The 16,821-nt window shown below is 70.5% G+C and carries 22 protein-coding genes; 15 read left to right on the plus strand and 7 right to left on the minus strand.

What is annotated here, in order from left to right; translation table 11 throughout:
- Positions 1–23: 23 nt before the first annotated feature.
- The 7 genes from ACWCRJ_RS09830 to ACWCRJ_RS09860 all read right to left on the minus strand — a co-directional run bounded on the left by ACWCRJ_RS09830 (position 24) and on the right by ACWCRJ_RS09860 (position 6,631).
- On the minus strand, positions 24–479 hold the full coding sequence (locus ACWCRJ_RS09830) for a DUF6238 family protein (protein WP_450938778.1): 456 nt from the start codon (positions 477–479) through the stop codon (positions 24–26).
- Positions 480–734: 255 nt separating this feature from the next.
- Positions 735–2,207 carry an SCO6880 family protein gene (locus ACWCRJ_RS09835; RefSeq protein ID WP_450938779.1) on the minus strand — a complete coding sequence of 491 codons (1,473 nt, stop codon included), beginning with the start codon at positions 2,205–2,207 and terminating at the stop codon, positions 735–737.
- Positions 2,208–2,294: 87 nt separating this feature from the next.
- On the minus strand, positions 2,295–3,659 hold the full coding sequence (locus ACWCRJ_RS09840) for an SCO6881 family protein (protein ID WP_450938780.1): 1,365 nt from the start codon (positions 3,657–3,659) through the stop codon (positions 2,295–2,297).
- 41 nt (positions 3,660–3,700) lie between these two features.
- On the minus strand, positions 3,701–4,384 hold the full coding sequence (locus ACWCRJ_RS09845; RefSeq protein ID WP_450938781.1) for a hypothetical protein: 684 nt from the start codon (positions 4,382–4,384) through the stop codon (positions 3,701–3,703).
- Positions 4,384–4,692: a DUF6112 family protein gene (locus tag ACWCRJ_RS09850; RefSeq protein ID WP_217570564.1), complete on the minus strand. Its 309-nt coding sequence runs from the start codon at positions 4,690–4,692 to the stop codon at positions 4,384–4,386. The genes ACWCRJ_RS09845 and ACWCRJ_RS09850 overlap by 1 nt, the downstream gene beginning before the upstream one ends.
- Before the next feature lie 254 nt (positions 4,693–4,946).
- On the minus strand, positions 4,947–5,312 hold the full coding sequence (locus tag ACWCRJ_RS09855) for a hypothetical protein (RefSeq protein WP_450938782.1): 366 nt from the start codon (positions 5,310–5,312) through the stop codon (positions 4,947–4,949).
- 203 nt (positions 5,313–5,515) lie between these two features.
- Positions 5,516–6,631 (minus strand): C40 family peptidase, encoded by a 1,116-nt coding sequence (locus ACWCRJ_RS09860; protein ID WP_450938783.1) that lies wholly within the window; start codon positions 6,629–6,631, stop codon positions 5,516–5,518.
- Between the two features lie 537 nt (positions 6,632–7,168).
- Here ACWCRJ_RS09860 and ACWCRJ_RS09865 point away from each other — a divergent pair.
- The 15 genes from ACWCRJ_RS09865 to ACWCRJ_RS09935 all read left to right on the plus strand — a co-directional run bounded on the left by ACWCRJ_RS09865 (position 7,169) and on the right by ACWCRJ_RS09935 (position 16,811).
- Positions 7,169–7,924, plus strand: coding sequence for a DNA-methyltransferase (locus tag ACWCRJ_RS09865; protein ID WP_409125458.1), 756 nt, complete (start codon positions 7,169–7,171; stop codon positions 7,922–7,924).
- Between the two features lie 204 nt (positions 7,925–8,128).
- Positions 8,129–8,740 carry a DUF4913 domain-containing protein gene (locus ACWCRJ_RS09870; protein ID WP_239760567.1) on the plus strand — a complete coding sequence of 204 codons (612 nt, stop codon included), beginning with the start codon at positions 8,129–8,131 and terminating at the stop codon, positions 8,738–8,740.
- Positions 8,737–9,231, plus strand: a complete 495-nt coding sequence (locus tag ACWCRJ_RS09875) for a type II toxin-antitoxin system RelE family toxin (RefSeq protein WP_450938784.1) — start codon at positions 8,737–8,739, stop codon at positions 9,229–9,231. The genes ACWCRJ_RS09870 and ACWCRJ_RS09875 overlap by 4 nt, the downstream gene beginning before the upstream one ends.
- Complete coding sequence (locus ACWCRJ_RS09880) at positions 9,228–9,815, plus strand: hypothetical protein (protein ID WP_450938785.1); 588 nt, start codon at positions 9,228–9,230, stop codon at positions 9,813–9,815. The genes ACWCRJ_RS09875 and ACWCRJ_RS09880 overlap by 4 nt, the downstream gene beginning before the upstream one ends.
- Positions 9,816–9,838: 23 nt before the next feature.
- Positions 9,839–10,303, plus strand: a complete 465-nt coding sequence (locus tag ACWCRJ_RS09885; protein ID WP_450938916.1) for an N-acetyltransferase family protein — start codon at positions 9,839–9,841, stop codon at positions 10,301–10,303.
- A gap of 30 nt (positions 10,304–10,333) precedes the next feature.
- Entirely contained in the window at positions 10,334–11,032 is a 699-nt protein-coding gene (locus ACWCRJ_RS09890) for a hypothetical protein (protein WP_450938786.1), read from the plus strand.
- A gap of 51 nt (positions 11,033–11,083) precedes the next feature.
- Positions 11,084–11,806, plus strand: coding sequence for a hypothetical protein (locus ACWCRJ_RS09895; protein WP_450938787.1), 723 nt, complete (start codon positions 11,084–11,086; stop codon positions 11,804–11,806).
- A 187-nt stretch (positions 11,807–11,993) separates the two neighbouring features.
- Positions 11,994–12,353 carry an SH3 domain-containing protein gene (locus ACWCRJ_RS09900; protein WP_318321038.1) on the plus strand — a complete coding sequence of 120 codons (360 nt, stop codon included), beginning with the start codon at positions 11,994–11,996 and terminating at the stop codon, positions 12,351–12,353.
- 112 nt (positions 12,354–12,465) lie between these two features.
- A complete protein-coding gene (locus tag ACWCRJ_RS09905; RefSeq protein WP_450938788.1) occupies positions 12,466–12,942 on the plus strand; it encodes a hypothetical protein in 477 nt (158 codons plus the stop codon).
- Positions 12,939–13,382 (plus strand): hypothetical protein, encoded by a 444-nt coding sequence (locus ACWCRJ_RS09910; protein ID WP_450938789.1) that lies wholly within the window; start codon positions 12,939–12,941, stop codon positions 13,380–13,382. The genes ACWCRJ_RS09905 and ACWCRJ_RS09910 overlap by 4 nt, the downstream gene beginning before the upstream one ends.
- 9 nt (positions 13,383–13,391) lie before the next feature.
- Entirely contained in the window at positions 13,392–13,820 is a 429-nt protein-coding gene (locus ACWCRJ_RS09915) for a hypothetical protein (protein ID WP_450938790.1), read from the plus strand.
- Between the two features lie 29 nt (positions 13,821–13,849).
- Positions 13,850–14,737, plus strand: a complete 888-nt coding sequence (locus tag ACWCRJ_RS09920) for a winged helix-turn-helix transcriptional regulator (protein ID WP_450938791.1) — start codon at positions 13,850–13,852, stop codon at positions 14,735–14,737.
- On the plus strand, positions 14,734–15,255 hold the full coding sequence (locus ACWCRJ_RS09925; RefSeq protein ID WP_450938792.1) for a hypothetical protein: 522 nt from the start codon (positions 14,734–14,736) through the stop codon (positions 15,253–15,255). The genes ACWCRJ_RS09920 and ACWCRJ_RS09925 overlap by 4 nt, the downstream gene beginning before the upstream one ends.
- On the plus strand, positions 15,252–16,421 hold the full coding sequence (locus ACWCRJ_RS09930) for an MFS transporter (RefSeq protein WP_450938793.1): 1,170 nt from the start codon (positions 15,252–15,254) through the stop codon (positions 16,419–16,421). Before ACWCRJ_RS09925 ends, ACWCRJ_RS09930 begins: the two co-directional genes overlap by 4 nt.
- Before the next feature lie 60 nt (positions 16,422–16,481).
- Positions 16,482–16,811, plus strand: coding sequence for a hypothetical protein (locus tag ACWCRJ_RS09935; protein ID WP_450938794.1), 330 nt, complete (start codon positions 16,482–16,484; stop codon positions 16,809–16,811).
- Positions 16,812–16,821 lie beyond the last annotated feature (10 nt).

Genomic DNA, 16,821 nt, shown 5'->3' on the forward strand with positions numbered 1-16,821 from the left:
ACGGGCTCGATTCGGCGCGGGTTCTAGATGGTGCAGCTGGTGGTGTGGCCGTGCAATGGCGTGGCCAGGTCGGCGGGGGTGGTCTTGCGGCGGATCGCGTGGGAGGCGGCCAGGTGCCGCTGGCAGATCGTGAGCACCAGCGGGCCGTCGGGGAGCCGCTCGGGTCGGCACTCCTCGGTTGCTGAGCCTTCGGTGCCGGTGGGCACAGTGTGGAAGGCGTCGTGGACGGCAGCGGTGGCCTGCCACAACCGCAGGTGCGCGGCGGCCAGATGACGCCCGGCGGCCGGATGCGGGGGCCGGGTGGTGTCGGTGAGCTGGTCGAGCAGCTGGTGGGCTGCGGTGAGGTGGGCGTGCAACGTGTCCAGGTGGAGGCGGTCGGCCGGCGCGCAGGAGGTGGCGTGGCTACGGGTGTGGTGGCGCAGGCCGGCGGTGGCTGCGCGGAGGTAGGGATGCGCGTCGGTGGTGGGGAGTGCGTTCAAGGGAGTCCTTGGTGCCGCAGAACGGCGAGGTCGGCGAGGGCGGGAACGGGTCCGGAGAGCGAAGTGGTGGTCGGCAGCGGCATATACCGGTGAGCGCGGATCGGCTGGTGGAGGCCCGGGCGGAGAGGGTCTGGGCGGGGCGAAAATCGACGTACTCACCGGAAGCGCTCAGTCCGGGGCGGCTCTGCCGGGGCAGGAAGACGATGTCCGGGCCATGCCGTCTGGCGCAGCGGGAGCGTCATCCCGGCACCACTGTCACAGCGCCGTGCGGGCGAGCGGCAGGGCGGCGAGGGCGAACGCGTCGGGCTGCTGGAAGAAGAGCCTTCGCAGGTCGACCTGGGCGGTGACCGCGGCGGTCTCGATCTGCGCGCACGCGGCGTCGAGAGCGGCGTCCGTTGCGGCGCTGACGGTGAGCAGCCCGGTCAGGGCGACGTCGGCATGGCCGGCGATCAGCTGCCGCTCACGGACCTTGACGTCCGCGTACTCGACCGAGTCGGCCTCGGAATCCACCTGTCCGCGGCGGGCACGCTCGTTGGCGTCGGCGATGATCGCCGCCTTCTTACGCTGGACGTCGCGCAGCGCGGACTCAAGCCCCTGCGGCACGTAAATAAGGGACAGGCTGCGGCGGACCCCGGCGGTGAACATCAGCCCGTGCAGGAAGCCGGGAGTGGTCTCGGTGCGGGGCCAGTTCTCGATCCAGTACGTGGCGTGGCGGGCGGTGTCGGTGCCGAGGCGGTCGTACTCCTCGACCTGGACAACCGGCCCGGCAGCAGCAGGGTCGGCCTCGGCCCGCCCATTCGGCGACCACTGCTGCAGGGCGGACAGGGCGTGAGGGTCGTAGGCGGTGCGGATGACCGCGGCGATCTCCCGCGCAGTCAGCCAGCCCGTCACCATCAGCCCCGCGCTGCGCGCCGCGAGCGCGATGGCCGAAGTTGTCTGCTCCAGCACTGTGAAGGCGCCGGGGAGCCCGCCGCCGGCCTGGCTTATGAGGCGCTTGGCGGCCTTGAGGTCCAGGCTGATGGCCAGGTACGCCTCGTGCGGGGCGGCGGCTGGGCCGGCGGAGGCGACCAGTTCGGAGTACACCTGCCCGGCGACGGGGGTGTCGGGGCGGCCGTGCTGGGCCCAGTGACGGGCGAGGGTGTCGCCGGAGTCGGGGACGGTACGTTCCAGCACCTGCACGGTGGCGACGTGGCCGGTGCGGGCGATGCCAGCCAGCGCCCGGCCCCAGCCCGCCACGTTCGAGTTCTGCGTGGCCGGATCGAGCAGGGCGTACGCGCGGCTGCTGACCCGGGCAATCGCGGTGAGCCGTTGGTGGTGCGGGTCGTGGACGGCGGCAGCCTGGTTGGCGGAGTCGCCGGGGGTGACGACCTTCAGCGAGGCGGCGGTGCCGGGCAGGTGCAGCACGCCGTCCTGGCGGGGCCGGGAGATGGGCCGGGCCAGCCACAGCGTCTGGCCGGTGCGGCGGCGGTGGGCGTAGCGGGAGACGATCGGAGCCCAGTCGATCAGGGACCTGCCGTCGCGGCGGACGGCGACCAGGGCAGCGACGACTGCCCATAGGGGGGTCAGAGCGATGGCGCCGAGCAGCCCCGTGGTCACCACCGTGATCAGCAGCAGCGCCAACGCAGTGGAGACGAGGGTGAGTTGAGGGAGGGAGAGACCGAGGAGGATCCCGCGCCGTGAGCGGTGCGGGAATTTGACCGTGATCGGGGAGACGGATAGTTCAGACAAGGAGCCGGTTCCGGGGAGCGCGGGGCGGGGCCGGGCCGACACACCTGAAGGGGAGTGCGGGTGTGCCGTCCCGGCGCGGGGGCAGGGTCAGAGGCCGGTGGGTGGAGGCGGTGGAGTGCCGGTTCCGGCCGAAGGCGTGGAATGCGAAGCCGGCGGGGCGCCCTGCGGCGGCGGGGTGGAAGCGTCGGCCGGAGACGCGGACGCGGACATGAAACCGCTGCCGGTGGGAGATCCTCCGCCGGAGGCCGGTCCAGGGCTGCCGCCGAGGTGGCCGCTGGTGTCGTCGCGCGGATTGGTCGGCGGTGGCTGCACGGCCTTCTCCAGACCGCTCTTGATCCCCTCGCCCCCGGATGACGGAGCGTCCGAACCGCCGCCTTCCTTGCCGGTGTCCGGCGTGGCGTTGGTGGCGATGTCGCCGGGGAAACCGCCCGGCACGGCGTCCGGGCCCTGGGGAGCGGCACCCGCTCCGGCCGCGGCACCGCCAGTTCCTGCGGTGGCGACCGCGGCGGCGGCTTTGCGGCCGGCGCGTTCGGCGTGCTGGCGGGCCATCTGCGCGCCGGCTCCGCCGGAGCGGTGCAGCGTCTCGGCGTCGGAGCCTTCGGAGGCGGCCCAGTGGACGAACTTGAACGTGGCGTAGGGGCAGAGCAGGACGAGCGCCATGATGACGATGCCGGCCATGACGTCGGCGAGGGCGGCGACGCCGTCCTTGGCCTCCGTTTTGCCCATCGCCGCGATACCGAGCACGAAGATCACGGTCATCAGGAGCTTGGAGACGACGAGGGTGGCGGTGGCCTCGATCCAGCCCTTGCGCCAGCGCCGGGCGACCTCCCAGCCGCCGCCCGCTCCCGCGAAGACGGCGAGGGTGACCATGACGAGGATGCCGACCTTGCGGACCATCATCACGCACCAGTAGAGGAACGCGCCCAGGGCGGCGCCGACGCCGGCGAAGACGGCGACCAGCCAGCCCATCGCCGACAGGCCAGGGATCGCGGCGACCTTGACGATGCGGCGTACGGCGGAATCGATGGACAGGTCCGCCGCTTTGAGTAGGCCGTCAGAGAGGGCGTCGACCACTTCGATGGCGACAGTGGTGAAGGCGATCGCGGTGAAGGCGAACAGGACGCCGGCGGCGGTGCCGGTGAATGCCTGCGTGAGGGCTTGGCCGTCGCGGCGGATCGCGGCGCGGACAAGCTGGGCGCAGAATGTGGCGACAAGGACGATCAGGCCGATCGGCAGGATCATCTCGTAGTTGTCGCGGAACCATCCGGCGTTCAGGTCGACCTTGGTGGTGGTGTTGACCGCCTCGGCGGCCAAGTCGGCTCCGGCGGCGGCGAGTTCGCCCGCTGATTTGGCCATCCAGTTGCCGATGGCCGCGCCCGGGTCGGAGGCGAAGGAGACCGCGTCGCCGACCGCGCACAGTTTGTCCGCGAGGGGGAGGTCGCAGAAGCCCAAGGGGAGTCACCCTCCTTTCTTTAGTGGGCTCGGGGCGCGTGTCAGGGCACGACGCGGGGGGAGATGGAGACCAGGGAGCAGTCGGCGTTGGGACGGCACTGCACGGCGAGGGTGATCGAGCGGTCCTCGGCGCCGGCGCCGCCCTTCTTCCAGGCGATCTGCTGCTTGCCGGTGACGGTGACGGCGTAGATGTACGCCTCGGTAATCGCCGACGGGTCGTCCGCCAGTGCCTGCTTGAACGCCGACGGGTAGTGGGCCTCGTCCACGGCGGCAGTGGCGTACTGGTCCTGGTCGGCCATCCGCGACCACAGCACCGGATCCGGTACCTGGGCAGTGAGGGAGGACCAGTCGGCGTACTTCGTCTCCGCCGTCAGCCACGCCTTCATCCCGGCGAGCTGCTGATCACGGCTGGTGGTCCGGGTGTCGTACGACCACAGCATCGCTGCGGCGGCCTGGGCGAAGTTGACCGGGTCGGCCACCGGCGGCGGCTTCGCCACCGAACCGGCCCCGGCTGACGCCGTCGGGTCGGCGGACGCGGAGGCGGTGCTGCTCGGGCTGGGCGGAGTGGCGGTCTGGCTGTCGTTGGTTCCGGTGCGGCCGGTGAACACAGCGACGGTGGCGGCGAGGGCGAGGAGGATGGCGAGGCCGATCGCGCTGACCGTGATGCGCTGCCGGGTCGACCAGCCGATGCCGTAGCCGGACAGGGAGGGGAGTCGTTTCGGCATCAGTGGACTTGCGACCCGAGGGCGGAGAAGAACGCGACCACGCCGTTCGCGGCGCCGAGGCCGAGGGCGGCGCCGGCCGAAACGACCGCGCCTTTCTTGCCGTTGGCCTCGGCCTGGTGTCCGCCGGTGTGGTGGCCCCAGGCCCACACGCCGAGGGAGACGGCGAGCGCGCCGACCACGGCGACGATCGCGAACAGGTTGATGGAGTTGACGACGTTCTTCAGCACGGCGAGGCCGGGCAGGCCACCGCCGGAGGGTGTGATGCCGGGGTCGTAGGCCAGGTACTGCACGGTGTCGAGCAGGTGCAAAGGGAGGCTCCTTGCGCGCGCCGAAGCCGACGCGCGGGAATCAATGAAGAGAAGGGGAGGAGGTGGGAGGCGGCGGCCTCGGGGAGGCGGACGGCAGCCGTACGGGATCTGGCCGAGCCCGTCGACACATGCGAAGCGTCGTCGCGCGCGAGGGCACAGCAGCGCTCGTGCCGAGGCTGGGGAGAGGCCACAACGCGGGCCGGTGCCGCTTCGACGGCGCTACGGCTCAGCCTCTGATCCGGCTGCCTGGCGTACTACTTCGGGATCGGCGGTGTGGGCGCGCCGTTGCTGCCGTACGGGTTCGCGCACTGGTAGATCAGGTAGCCGCGGATCTTCTTGCCGTCGGACTTCCGGGTCACCGTGCCCCGGGTGTACCAGGTCTTCTCGGAGCGCTTGTACGCGAACTGGTTGTAGGCGATCTTGTCGTGCCGGTAGGCGACGCCCAGCGCAGTGGCGTTCTTCGCCGGGGACTTGCGTACCTTGACCGCGCTGCACGAGATCGTCGTATGGCCGGTGTCAGACGCCTGCGCCATGGAGGCGGTGGCCAGGCCGCCGACTGCGACGGCCAGGCCCGTCGAGGCGGCCGCAAGAGCGCGCCGGACGCGGTGGTGAGGTATCACTCAGATGCTCCGTGATGTCGAGAGAGGGGGGAGGGAGAGAAACGGGCAGGTCGTCCTGCCGATGGGCCGCATGCAGGCGGGCAAGGAAGCGGCCCAGGGGGATTGGGAGCCGCGATCCGGCTCACGTGCCGTGCGTGGCCGTTCCCGCGCTGAACTGGTGATGCAGGCCAGGTGGCATGTGGGGTCTGCGCCCCGACCGAGGGTCAGATGACACGGCGGGCGGCGAGGATGTCCCAGTCCGCAAGGGGCGTGATTCGAACTGGCTTTCCAGTCCGGGGTGCCTCGATCGCGAGGCCCGAGCCGATGTACATGCCGACGTGTTCGGGGCGGGCGGCGCTGCCGCGGGAGAAGATCAGGTCACCGGGCTTGAGCGACTTGGGGGAGACGGCGTTGCCCTCGTTGATCTGGGTGTACGTGGTGCGGGTGAGCTGGATGCCGGCATGGGCGTACGCCTGCTGGGTCAGCGAGCTGCAGTCGCAGCGGCCCATCGGGTCCGGGCCGTGCGGCGCGGTGCAGGTGCCGCCCCACTGGTACATCGTGCCGAGCTGCGCCATCGCCCAGGCGATCGCCTTGCGGGCCTTCGGGTCGGCGTCCTTGGGGATCGAGTAGCCCTTCGGTACGGACCCTTCGGGGATGGTGCCGTATCCGGAGCCGTCCTCGGCCGCCGTGCAGGACGCGGTGCTGGAGGTGGTGTCCGTCTCCGTGGCGTCCTGGTCGGCGTCGGGGAAGGTGGCGGCGATCGCCTTCTGCAGGGCGGTGGCCAGCTCCTCCCACTTCGCGTAGGCGTCGGGGTAGGCGGAGCGCTGGACCTTCTGCGCGGCCTGGGCGACGGTCAGTTGCTGCCATCCGTCCACCGCGAGCAGGTGCTCGTAGAACTGGGTGGAGGCGTAGACAGGATCGTGGGCCTCCTCGGCGGTACCCCAGCCCTGGCTCGGGCGCTGCTGGAACAGCCCGAGCGAGTCGCGGTCGCCGGAGCTGAGGTTGCGCAGCCGTGATTCCTGCATCGCGGTGGCGAGCGCGATGATCTGGCCCTTCTTCGGCACGTGGAGGCTGATCCCGGTGGCCACGATGGTCTGAGCACTGGGGATCTGTTCCTCGGGCAGGCTCAGGCCCTCGACGTGGACGTCCTTGGCGGATGCGCCGTTGAGGATCTTGGTGACCTGCTCGACGACGGCGTCGGTGTCGACGTCGCCCACGCAGGTGAGGGACGAGTAGGTGCTCTGGGCGGCCTCGCTGGAGGAGGCCATCAGCATGGCCGTGCCGGCGAGGAGGAGAGGGGAGAGGGCGACGACGCCGATGCCGGCGGCTACGCCCTTCAACCGGGGACGCCTCCCGAGCGGCAGTCACGGTCCGGGGGCCGGTGTTCGGGCAGGGGAGGGTAGGGAGCTGTCACAAGGGGGTCCTTCGAAGGCACGGTCCCGGCCGCGCGGCAGTAGAGGCGGAAAGGGCGCTGCGGCACGGGAGTTGGGTGAGTCGGGGATGTACCTCGTGAGCGCTGGTTTCAGCTCACGAGGCGCGTGGGTGTCAGGTCACGTGTGCCGGGGCACGGGGAAATCTCCATGAAGGCAGGGGCAGGGATTGCGCCATCGGCGGTGTTCGCCGGGCAGTTGCAAAACAGTAAGGGCGGATCCCCGGTTGCCGAAATCGCAGGCGATCAAGCCCTGATTTCCTGGGCTGGAAGGCGGCGATGCGTCTCAACCGGGGATCGTGCCTTACAGTTTTGGCTCCTCCCCTCGCCACCCCACTTTCGTAGGTCAGCGGCGCCGTCATGCCCGCATTCGGCCTGCCCGGGGTTACATGCGTGAGCCGGAGGTCTTCCCCCCTCATCTCACCCGACCCGAAATTGGGGTATCTCTTTGCCTTTTTCCCTGCACCAGGGCGACGCGCTCAGCGTCCTCGCCGAACTGCCGGAAGGCTGTGTCGACTCCGTCATCACCGACCCGCCGTACAACTCTGGTGGCCGGACGGCGAAGGAGCGCACCTCCCGCAGCGCGAAGCAGAAGTACACCTCCGCCGACGCCGGCCATAACCTGCCGGACTTCACCGGCGAGAACATGGATCAGCGCTCGTACGGATTCTGGCTGACGCAGATCATGACCGAAGCACACCGGCTCGCCAAGACGGGTGGCACGGCGCTGCTGTTCACCGACTGGCGTCAGCTCCCCACCACGACGGACGCGATCCAGGCGGCCGGGTGGCTGTGGCGTGGTGTGCTGGCCTGGCACAAGCCGCAGGCCAGGCCCCAGAAGGGCCGCTTCACGCAGAACTGCGAGTTCATTGTCTGGGCCTCCAAGGGTGCCATCGACGCCTCCCGCAACCCGGTCTACCTGCCCGGCCTCTACAGCGCGTCGCAGCCGTCGGGCAAGAACCGGCAGCACATCACGCAGAAGCCGGTCGAGGTGATGCGCGAGCTCGTGAAGATCTGCCCTGAGCAGGGCACGGTGCTCGACTTCTGCGCCGGCTCCGGCTCGACCGGCGTCGCCGCCCTTCTGGAAGGCCGTGACTTCATCGGCGTCGAGAAGACCGAGCACTACGCGACGATCGCCGCCGACCGGCTGACCGAGACCCTGCAACAGACCCTGAATCAGGACGACTTCGTCCTGTCCTCCTGACCCGCAGGGGCTGTCCGACCTGGGCGGAATCTGAATTACCGGATTCCTTCCCGGTCATGAGTGCAAGCGTTATAGCACCGGATCCCCGGTTAGCGAAACCGGGGATCGTCCGGATGGTTGGAGCCGCCATCCCAGCCCATGGGAAGCGGCTTCAAGGAGGACTCTTTCGTGCCTGAATCCATAAACCCCAACGACGACGGGGAAATGGAACCGGTCCGGTTGCCGGACACGGATCTGGAAAGTATCGAGGCCAGCGTGCGCAAGCTGCTCAAGCAGTCGGCCCAGCAGGCCCAGCAGCTCGACAGCCTGTCCACGGAGACCGGACCACGCGCGTTCGACAGCTTCGGCCTCCCGGGATTCGCCGGCCTGCCGGTACCGCCCGCCCCACCGGAGCCGCGCCCGATCCTGGAACTGGACGGCGAGGAGTACGAGGACGAACTCGACAGCCTCAGCGACTGGGTGGACGACTTCCTCATGCCCATCTACGGCGCGGAGGTCACCACAGCCACGCCCTGGTGCCAGCAGTGGCAGGAACACGACTGTGTCGTCGCCTGGCTGCATGCCCTGTGGCTGGCCTACCAGCAGCACAAGGACCCCGAAGCCGGACCCAGCGGCTTGTTCGTGTGGCACCGTGACTTTCTCACCCATGCCATGACCACCGTTCGCGCCCCCGGCGGGCCGCTGTCCGCGTGCATGACCGACCCGGACCGGCCCGCCCACCGCCTGCTGCCCGGGCCCAAACCCTCCACCCGGGCGGCGAGTTCCCCCGCCGACGAGCCACCCACGGTCGGCGAGCCGGGCCAGGCCGCCGCATGAGCGATCCCGAACCCCGGCCGGCCTTCGGCCTGTCCTTCGACCCGAGGGCTCTGACCGACCTACTCCAGGCCCCGGGCGACATACGCGACTTGGCCCTCGACCAGCTCCAGAAGGTCGTCAACGCCCAGTTGTTCGGCGGCAAGCTGACCGAGGAGCTGACCGGGTGCCGCAAGCTCTACGTCGATCACCGCAACGCCTGGCGCATCGTCTACGCCCAGCGCCCGGCCCCGCCCGGCGCGACGCACCGCACCGAGATCCACGTCGTCGCCGTACGCCCGCGCGCCCGGCACGACGTGTACGAAACGGCGAGGGCCCGCCTCGGTATCGCCCGGCGCCCGACCGGGGCGCGCACCCACGCCGCCCGCGCCCGCTCCCCGCAGATGGACACGCAACGGCCGCCGGTTCCCAAGCCCGGCCCGCCGCCCTACGCGGTGCCGGGCCTTCCCTCAGCCGCACCCACGCACACTCCCCTGAAAGGCCCTGTCCGTTGACCCGCCTGTCCTTCATCCTCGACCGTGTCGCCGAGGCGCTGGCTGTCGAGCCCCCGTCCGCCAATCAGCATCACCTGGCCATCTTGGAGATCGCCCGGGACTGCTACGACCTCGACGAGGCACTCGACGCCCTCGTCGGCGACCACGCAGATGGTGTCCTCGCCATCGAACGACCCGACACCTTCGCCCACCGGCTCGCCGAACGCCTGCGGCTCGAAGTGGAGTTGACCCGGCTGGTGTCCCAGCTCTGCTGCTGCGCGCCGGTCTCCGAGGCCACCGAAGCCCAGGAGGACTTCGCGCTGCACTGCGGGAGCGAGCCCGAAACGATCCTGCATGCCTGCCGTGACGCCTTCGCCGCCGCCGGCGATCCGCCCGCCCTGACGGCAGCGGACCTCATCGGCTTGCTCAGCGACCTCGCCGGAGGCTCCGACGGGCGCGGCCCGTACGCCGGACTGACCGAGGCCCGCCTGGCCAAGCTCCTGGCCCTGAACAACGTGTACGCCTGCGCCATGGACGAAGACAGGGAAGTCAAGGGGTACCGGCGCGGTGCCGTGCTGATCGCCCTGCAGGGCTTCGCCCCCTGATCCACCAGCCGTCCCTCGCCACGATCCACCCAGCGACCGAGGCGGACCGGCCGCTGGCCGATTCCCTCCACCAGGACTGCTCCGAGTCGAACCTGCTCCTGCGCTGGGGGCGGACCCGAATCACCCATCGCGACTTCACCCGGCTGCTGGACCACTGCGATGTCTGGATCGGCCTCGACGCCGAGGGCCGTCCGCTCGCGATGGTCTCGGCCGGGCTCGTCAGCCACGAAGCTGGCGTCGTCGATCTCGGACTGCAGGTCGCCGACGCCCACCAGCGCCGCGGCATCGGCACCCTGCTGGCCCGGCACGCCGCCGACCACGCCCGCCGCAGTGGCGCCCACACCCTGACTGCGTACCTCCACGCCGCTAACACGCCGATGCTGCGCCTCCTCGCCCGGCTCGGCCCCGCCGTACACACCCGCGACGGCTCTCACCTCGATGTCCGCATTCCCTTCGGCGACATCCCCGCCGGCCATGCGCCGTCGTGATCGCCCCCACCGAGAAACCAGTCCTATTTCATGCCTGCCACTCCTGCCCCCGCGCCGGCGAAGAAGGCGCTCACGGCGCTCGATCACCGCATCGAGCTGGCCGTCGGCCACAGCATCGACCAGCTGTGGCAGCACCGCGACCGCGACCTCCTCGACGAGCCACGCAGCCGCCTGGTCGACGCCCACCGCACTCTGGTCCAGGCCGAACACGGCGTGACCTTCTACCGGGTCCAGCTCCAGCGGCTGGCCTCCGGGGAGTTCGCGGTCGACCAGGCCCTGTTCTCGCGCATCAACCGCACCGTCGCCACGCTGGAAGAGGCCGCCGCCACCCGCGACGAGCGCGAGCAACAGGTCGTGGCGGCGCTCGAACCCATCGAGGCTGCCGTTCGTTCGAGTGGAACAGGTCCGGCGGCGGAGCTGCCAGCGTCGGATCAGGCGGCCCTGCTGGCCATCGCCCAGGGCGCCAAGCTGCGCGAACACCTGCTCACCCAGCGCCTGTCGGTCGTGACCGCATCCGGTACCCGCCTCGCCTACAGCCAGTTTCAGCGACTTGAGGCGGCCGGTCTCGTCGTGCGCGACGACGCTCATCCGCTGCACGCCGGGCAGCCCGTCACCCTCACCGACACCGGCCGTGCGCTCCTCGCCGCACCGCACCGGCCGGCCACGCGGACTGCACCGCCCGCGCAGCGTCCCGGAACCTGGCCAGCCTCTTCCGCCCCCCGCCGCTGACCCGGGCGCCAGGACCGCCACTTTCAACCGCTGATCGATCCGAATGTATCTATGGCCCAAGACACCCCGGCCTTCCGTCTCGATGGCTACAGGGCTGTCAACGACTCCGTCGACGAACAGTTCTGGCAGCACATCGGCATCGACGAGGACCAGCTCACGGTCCTGGCCAAGCACCACACCAGCGACGGCCGGCACAGCTACTTCGTGCTCCACAACGGGGCCGTCACCTGGGGCATCCCAGGTGACGCCCAACTCGTCGCCCTCCACCTCCAGCGCGACACCGCCACAAGGACCTTCCGCTTCGACCACGCCACGCTGCCCTTGCCGGCGATGGCCCAGTCCTGGCTGATAGCCCGCGGCTGCTCCGAGGACAAGATCCTGCTGCCCGAGGGACTGGGCGGCACACCCGCCGACGACGCCACTCGTGTGCTGGAGGAGCGGTTGCGTGGCGACGGCGATCACTTCGCCCTCCTGACCAGCTACACCAAGGACGACGCGCCCCTGCAGACCACGGTGCTGCTGCGGGCGCTGGACGAACGAGTCCCCCTGCCCTTCCGGGTGCTGCTGGAAGAAGTCGACACCGACACCTGGACACGAACCCTGCGCGAAGGCGGCTTCGCCACCTTCGAAGCCGCCACGACGTGGTGGGAAGCGCACTGGAGCGGCCAAGACCTCCCGCTGCCCACGACCGCGCCTCCCGCCCGCCAGAGCCCCCGGCCTGTGGCTGCGGCACGCGTCGTGTCATCTGAACCACCGCGCCGGCCCGGCCGGTGAGGGCTGCGGCAACGCCCGTTGATTCCCGGGCGATTCACGCCGCTCCCGTCCGGCGGCGGCGAAACATAGCACTTCATCCCCGGTTAGCGAAACCGGGGATTCTCCGGACTCTTGAATCCGGCCCGCACAGGCAACTGTCCGGCCTGCATTCTCTGTTCCTTCTTCCTGACATGGAGCTCAATTTCCCATGCGCTCAACCCGAATTGCGATATCCGCCGCACTGCTCGGCGCGCTCGCCCTGCCCCTCGCGTCGGCTTCTGCGGCCACCGCAGCGCCGACGTCCGTCGCCACTGCGGTGCCCGCGTCATCCTGCACCAGCAAGCCGTACCTCCCGTGGGCGGTCCACGGCACCAATGCCGTGACCATCCGCAAGAAGGCGACGACCAAGTCCACCGCTGTCGGCATCCTCTACAAGTCGCACAAGTTCACGGTGCACAAGACCACCAAGGGTGCGAAGTGGGTGTACATCACCGACAAGACCACCGGCGTCAAGGGCTGGGTTTCCGGGACCTACGTCTATCGAGACGTCCGCATGTGCCTGGACTAACCAGTCTGCCCTTCTCTCCCGAACGGCCCTGAATCGCACTCGTCTGTAAGGCGGTTGGGCCGTGGAAATGCCTCGCCCTGTCACCTCGAATCCAACGGAAAGGAATTGCGCTGTGCCTGACGCCAACGACGTGCTGGGCGTCCTGACCGAGCAGATCCAGTCCCGCTTCCAGATGCCGATTGCCGAGCTGCGGCGCGCGGTAGTCGCCGCCCCGCAGGCCCACCCGGAAGCCACCACGATCGTGCGCTGGCACGGGCTGCTTACCGAGGCCCAGCAGGTGTTGAACAGGGCCGAAGACGCCCTTGCCCAAGCCCTCGCCCACCACGTCGACACGGTGCCCGACGGCGAATTCGTCGAGCTGCCCGAACACGTCATGCGGCTCGCGGACTCGGTGAACAGCGCGCACACCGTGCGGGAGGGACGCGCCATGACGGTGCGCCACCTCCTCGACCCTCAGGCGATCGGGAACCGCAGCCCGGGGGCGTGGCGCGGGACGGCGCCCGCCGCCCGCCGGGGCCCGGCCCTGCCCGCCACCGCACCGTCTGGGCCGGACACCGCGCAGGCACCCGTACGCGGGGCGGCGCGGTGAGCGTGGCCGACAAGACCTCCAGCCAGGACCGCCTGCTGGAGCAGACGTTCGGCGCCCCCGTGCGTGAGCTGTACACGCAGGCGTCCGGCCGCGATGCGTCCGCGGCGCTGCGGCGGGCGCTGGAGCTGCGCTCCTTCCTCGTGGTGGCCGAGGAGCAGGTGGCCTGGGTACGGGACCGCGTCCACGAGGCCACCGCCGCCGATCGCGACATGAGCGAACTGTCCGCCGACGACCTGCGCTTCGACGCCCAGTGGATGGAAGCGGCCCTGGCCGGGCGCAACGGCTACGTCGCCGCCCTCGGCCAGCTGCTGCGCACCATGCCTCCACCCGGGCCGGTGCCACGCCGACCCGTACGGCTCACGCAGCCGACGACCACCACCGCCCTTCCGCCTGCCCCGGCCGACATCCGAGCCGGGGCAGTGCGAGGGCCCCGACCGTGAAAGCCCCGATTGCCCGCACCTGTCGCCACGGCCCAGACGATCGCCGAGCGCATCGAGGACCTGTACGCCCAGCCGCTGGCCGACCTTGAAACCTTGGCTGGCCTCAACCCCGACGGCAGCATGCTCGCCGCCCTGATCGCCGGCCTCACAGACCTGCAGTTCGCCGAGCGCAACATCGACTTCCAACGCCAGCGGCTGCTTCAACTAGCCGATCCGGAACGAGAGATCGGCACCTTCGAGGCAGGTCACATCCTCGACTGCGCGCGCCGGATCTCCGACGCCGTCGCCACCCGCGACGCCCACGCCAAGACCCTGAGCGGCGTCCTGGCCAGCCTGCACCGCGTCCCTGCCCCGGACGCGAAGCCCGAGCCCGCGCCGGCCGCCCCCACTGCCGCACCGGTTCCCGCTCCCGCGCGTGCCGTCGCCCGTACCCGCTGACCCATCGCCCCGCCTGAGGAGAATCCCCCTTGGCCGCCACCGGTCTGTCCCGCACCACCCTGAACGACCTGTCCCGCGTCACCGAGAGCCTTCAGATGCTCGCCCCCAACTGGAGCGTGTGGGTGCTGATGACCCTCGCCGCCCAGCCGCTGCGCTACAGCGAGGTCAAGGCAAAGCTCGCCCTGCTCGCGGACGGCCAGCTCCACCCGAAGCTGGGCAAGCTCGTCGACGCCGGTCTCGTCGAACGCACCGAGCACACCCCCCGGCACGTCACCTACGGACTGACCCGTCGCGGCGCCGACCTGATGCCCGTTCTGCCCGTGCTCGCCGCCTGGGGGGACACGCATCTGGAGAAGCCTCTCGTACGGAATAAGGCCACCGGCGAGCTTCAGTCGCAGCCGGTCGCGGTGGCACAGAACATCGAGGACACGATCGCCCTGATCAGCCCGCGGCATTCCACGCCGCTGGTGTGGGCGCTGAAAGCCCGCGGACCGGCGAGCGCCAAGGCACTGGCCGCCGAGGTCATGCCCCACTACAGCCTCAGCCGCGTCTACCCGCCGCTGCGCCGGGTGATCGACGACGGGCTGGCCGAGACCACACCGGCCGGCGACTACCAGCTCTCCGCCAGCGGGAAGGCCCTCGCCCCCGTCTACCAGGCCCTCTCCGCGTGGGCGGCCGGATACCCCCTCGCCGAAGCTACCCACTCCCTGTGGGGCCAAGCCCTGACACCGTCTTCCTCAGCCCGCTCGGGACCATGGCTGACCACCCAGTCCCGACTGCCCGCGCCACCGGCCGCGCCCGCCCAGGGCCAGATGGCCAAGGCCCCGGCCACACCGTGGCAGCCCGGCGACCTCTTCTCCCACCCGATACCCGCCCGCCCCCTGGCGATCTCTCCGGCAGGAGGCCCGCGCCGATGACCAGCACCGCGATCCTCAACCAGCCGCACGCCGGCCAGGTCATCAACACCCTGTCCCTGCCATCCCTGATCCGGCTGGTCAGCGAGATCGACGACAACGGCCCCATCAGCCACCGACGCGGCAGCCTCCAGGGCGCCTTCGGCGACCTCACCCGCCACCAGCTGCGCTACGCCATCGACGTCGCCCGCGCACTGGGCCTGGTGCACTTCACCGACCACGCACCGGCCCGCTACCGGCTCACCGAAGCAGGCGAGGACCTCGCCTCGGTGTACGACACCGTCGCCCGCTGGTCCCGCACTCACCAATACCCCAAAACGGCCAGGGACTTCGTCACCCGCGTCCAGCACACCCTGAAACTGCTCGGGGACAACGGCGCCGTCCTCCCCACCGAGGCGGCCTTCGCGCTTGGTCAGCTGCGGAACACTCTGGCCGACTGGCTCCAGACGCATCCGCAGGTCCTTAACCCCGTGGCATCCCGCTCCTCCCACGCGGCGGATGAGACGGAGCACGCTGCGTGAGAGCCCGTACCGGAAACCGGCCCTCCCACCGACCGGTTTCCCCCCTGCTGGTCCTCGCCACCACCGGATCCGCGGCCCTCACGGGCCTGGCCTTCGCCCTGGAATGGGCGCCGCGGCTGATGGCCTTCGCCGTGGCTGGTGCCCTGGTCGACCGCCACGGCACCACCCGCGTCTTCCGCCTCGCGGCCACCGCCCGGGCCACCCTCGTCCTGGCCGCCGCGCTGCTCCTTGGGGCCCAGACGGGCGGGCTGGGGAAGACCATCACGGTGATGGCGCTCGCCGCCGGCACCGGTGTGCTCACCGAGTTCAGCTACGTCGCGGCCGAAACCGCGGGCGGGCTGGCAAGCCGTACCGCCGGTGCGCGTGCTCACCGTGTGCAGTCGGTGCTCCTCGGCATCGATCAGACGGCGACCCTGGCCGGACCCGCGCTCGCCGGACTGCTCCTCGCCCACACCGGCGCCACCGGCATGCTCGCCGCGACCGCCGCCTTCTCCCTGCTCGCCGCCGCCCTCGCCCCCAAGCAGCACACCGACCAGCACGCCACTACCCCGGCGGCCGTACGGCAGGGATGGAAGACGGGCTGGCAGACCCTACGCGCGCTGCCGGCACTCGGCTGGCTCGTCGCGGGGCTGACGCTGTCCAACCTCGCCGTCGGCCTCCTGCAGGCCGCCGCCCCGGTGATCGTCATCCAGCAGTTCGGCCACTCCAGCGCCGATGTCGGCCTGCTCTGGTCGGCCGCCGCCGCAGCCTCCCTGATCGCGATCTCCCTGTGCCGCCACGCCATCGACCGCTGCGGTCTGTGGCCCGCCGGGGCCGTCTGCGCGACGATCACGGCCTCGGCCTGCCTCACCCTCGCCCTCACGCACACCTACCCCGCCTATCTGGCGCTGATCGCGCTCTTCATGGCCGGCGAAAGCGGCATGACCGTCGTGCTGCGCACCCTGCGCTCCCACCTGATCCCCGCCGACGTCTTCGGCAACACCCTCGCGGTGACGATCCTGCTGCTCCTTACGCCCTTCCCGGTCGCCGGCCTGCTCGTTGCCGCCATTCCGCCCAGCCAGCTCGGCCATGCGATCACCGCCTGCGCCGTCCTGCAGGCAATCGGCCTTGCCACCGCCTTCACCCGGCTGCGCACCCTCCCGGACCTGCGCCCGTCAGCCGCCTGACCTCCACCTCGCACCCGCCTCGCCCACCCGTCCGCCTTCCTGGAGGGCTGCCCGATTCCCATGCCCGACGCCGTCAAGCAGGACATCCTGCCGCTTCCCGAACCTGTTGGTCGTCCCATCGACAGGCGAACGATCACGGAGCAGTTCCTCGACCTCGACACTGAACATCCATACGTCTACCGCGCGTTGGAGCGGCTCACCACAGACCGGATAGCGGCGGGAGCTACCCGCATCGGACTGAAGGCCCTCTTCGAAGCGCTGCGTTGGCGACTCCCGCAGGGTTTGCGCGGGCTGAACAACAACTTCACGGCCTTGTACGCACGCAAGCTGATCGCTGATCACCCCGACTGGGCTGGCGCGTTCGAACTCCGCCGCCGACGTACCCCCTGACTCGACGGCG

The organism is Streptomyces sp. NPDC002324, assembly GCF_053593335.1.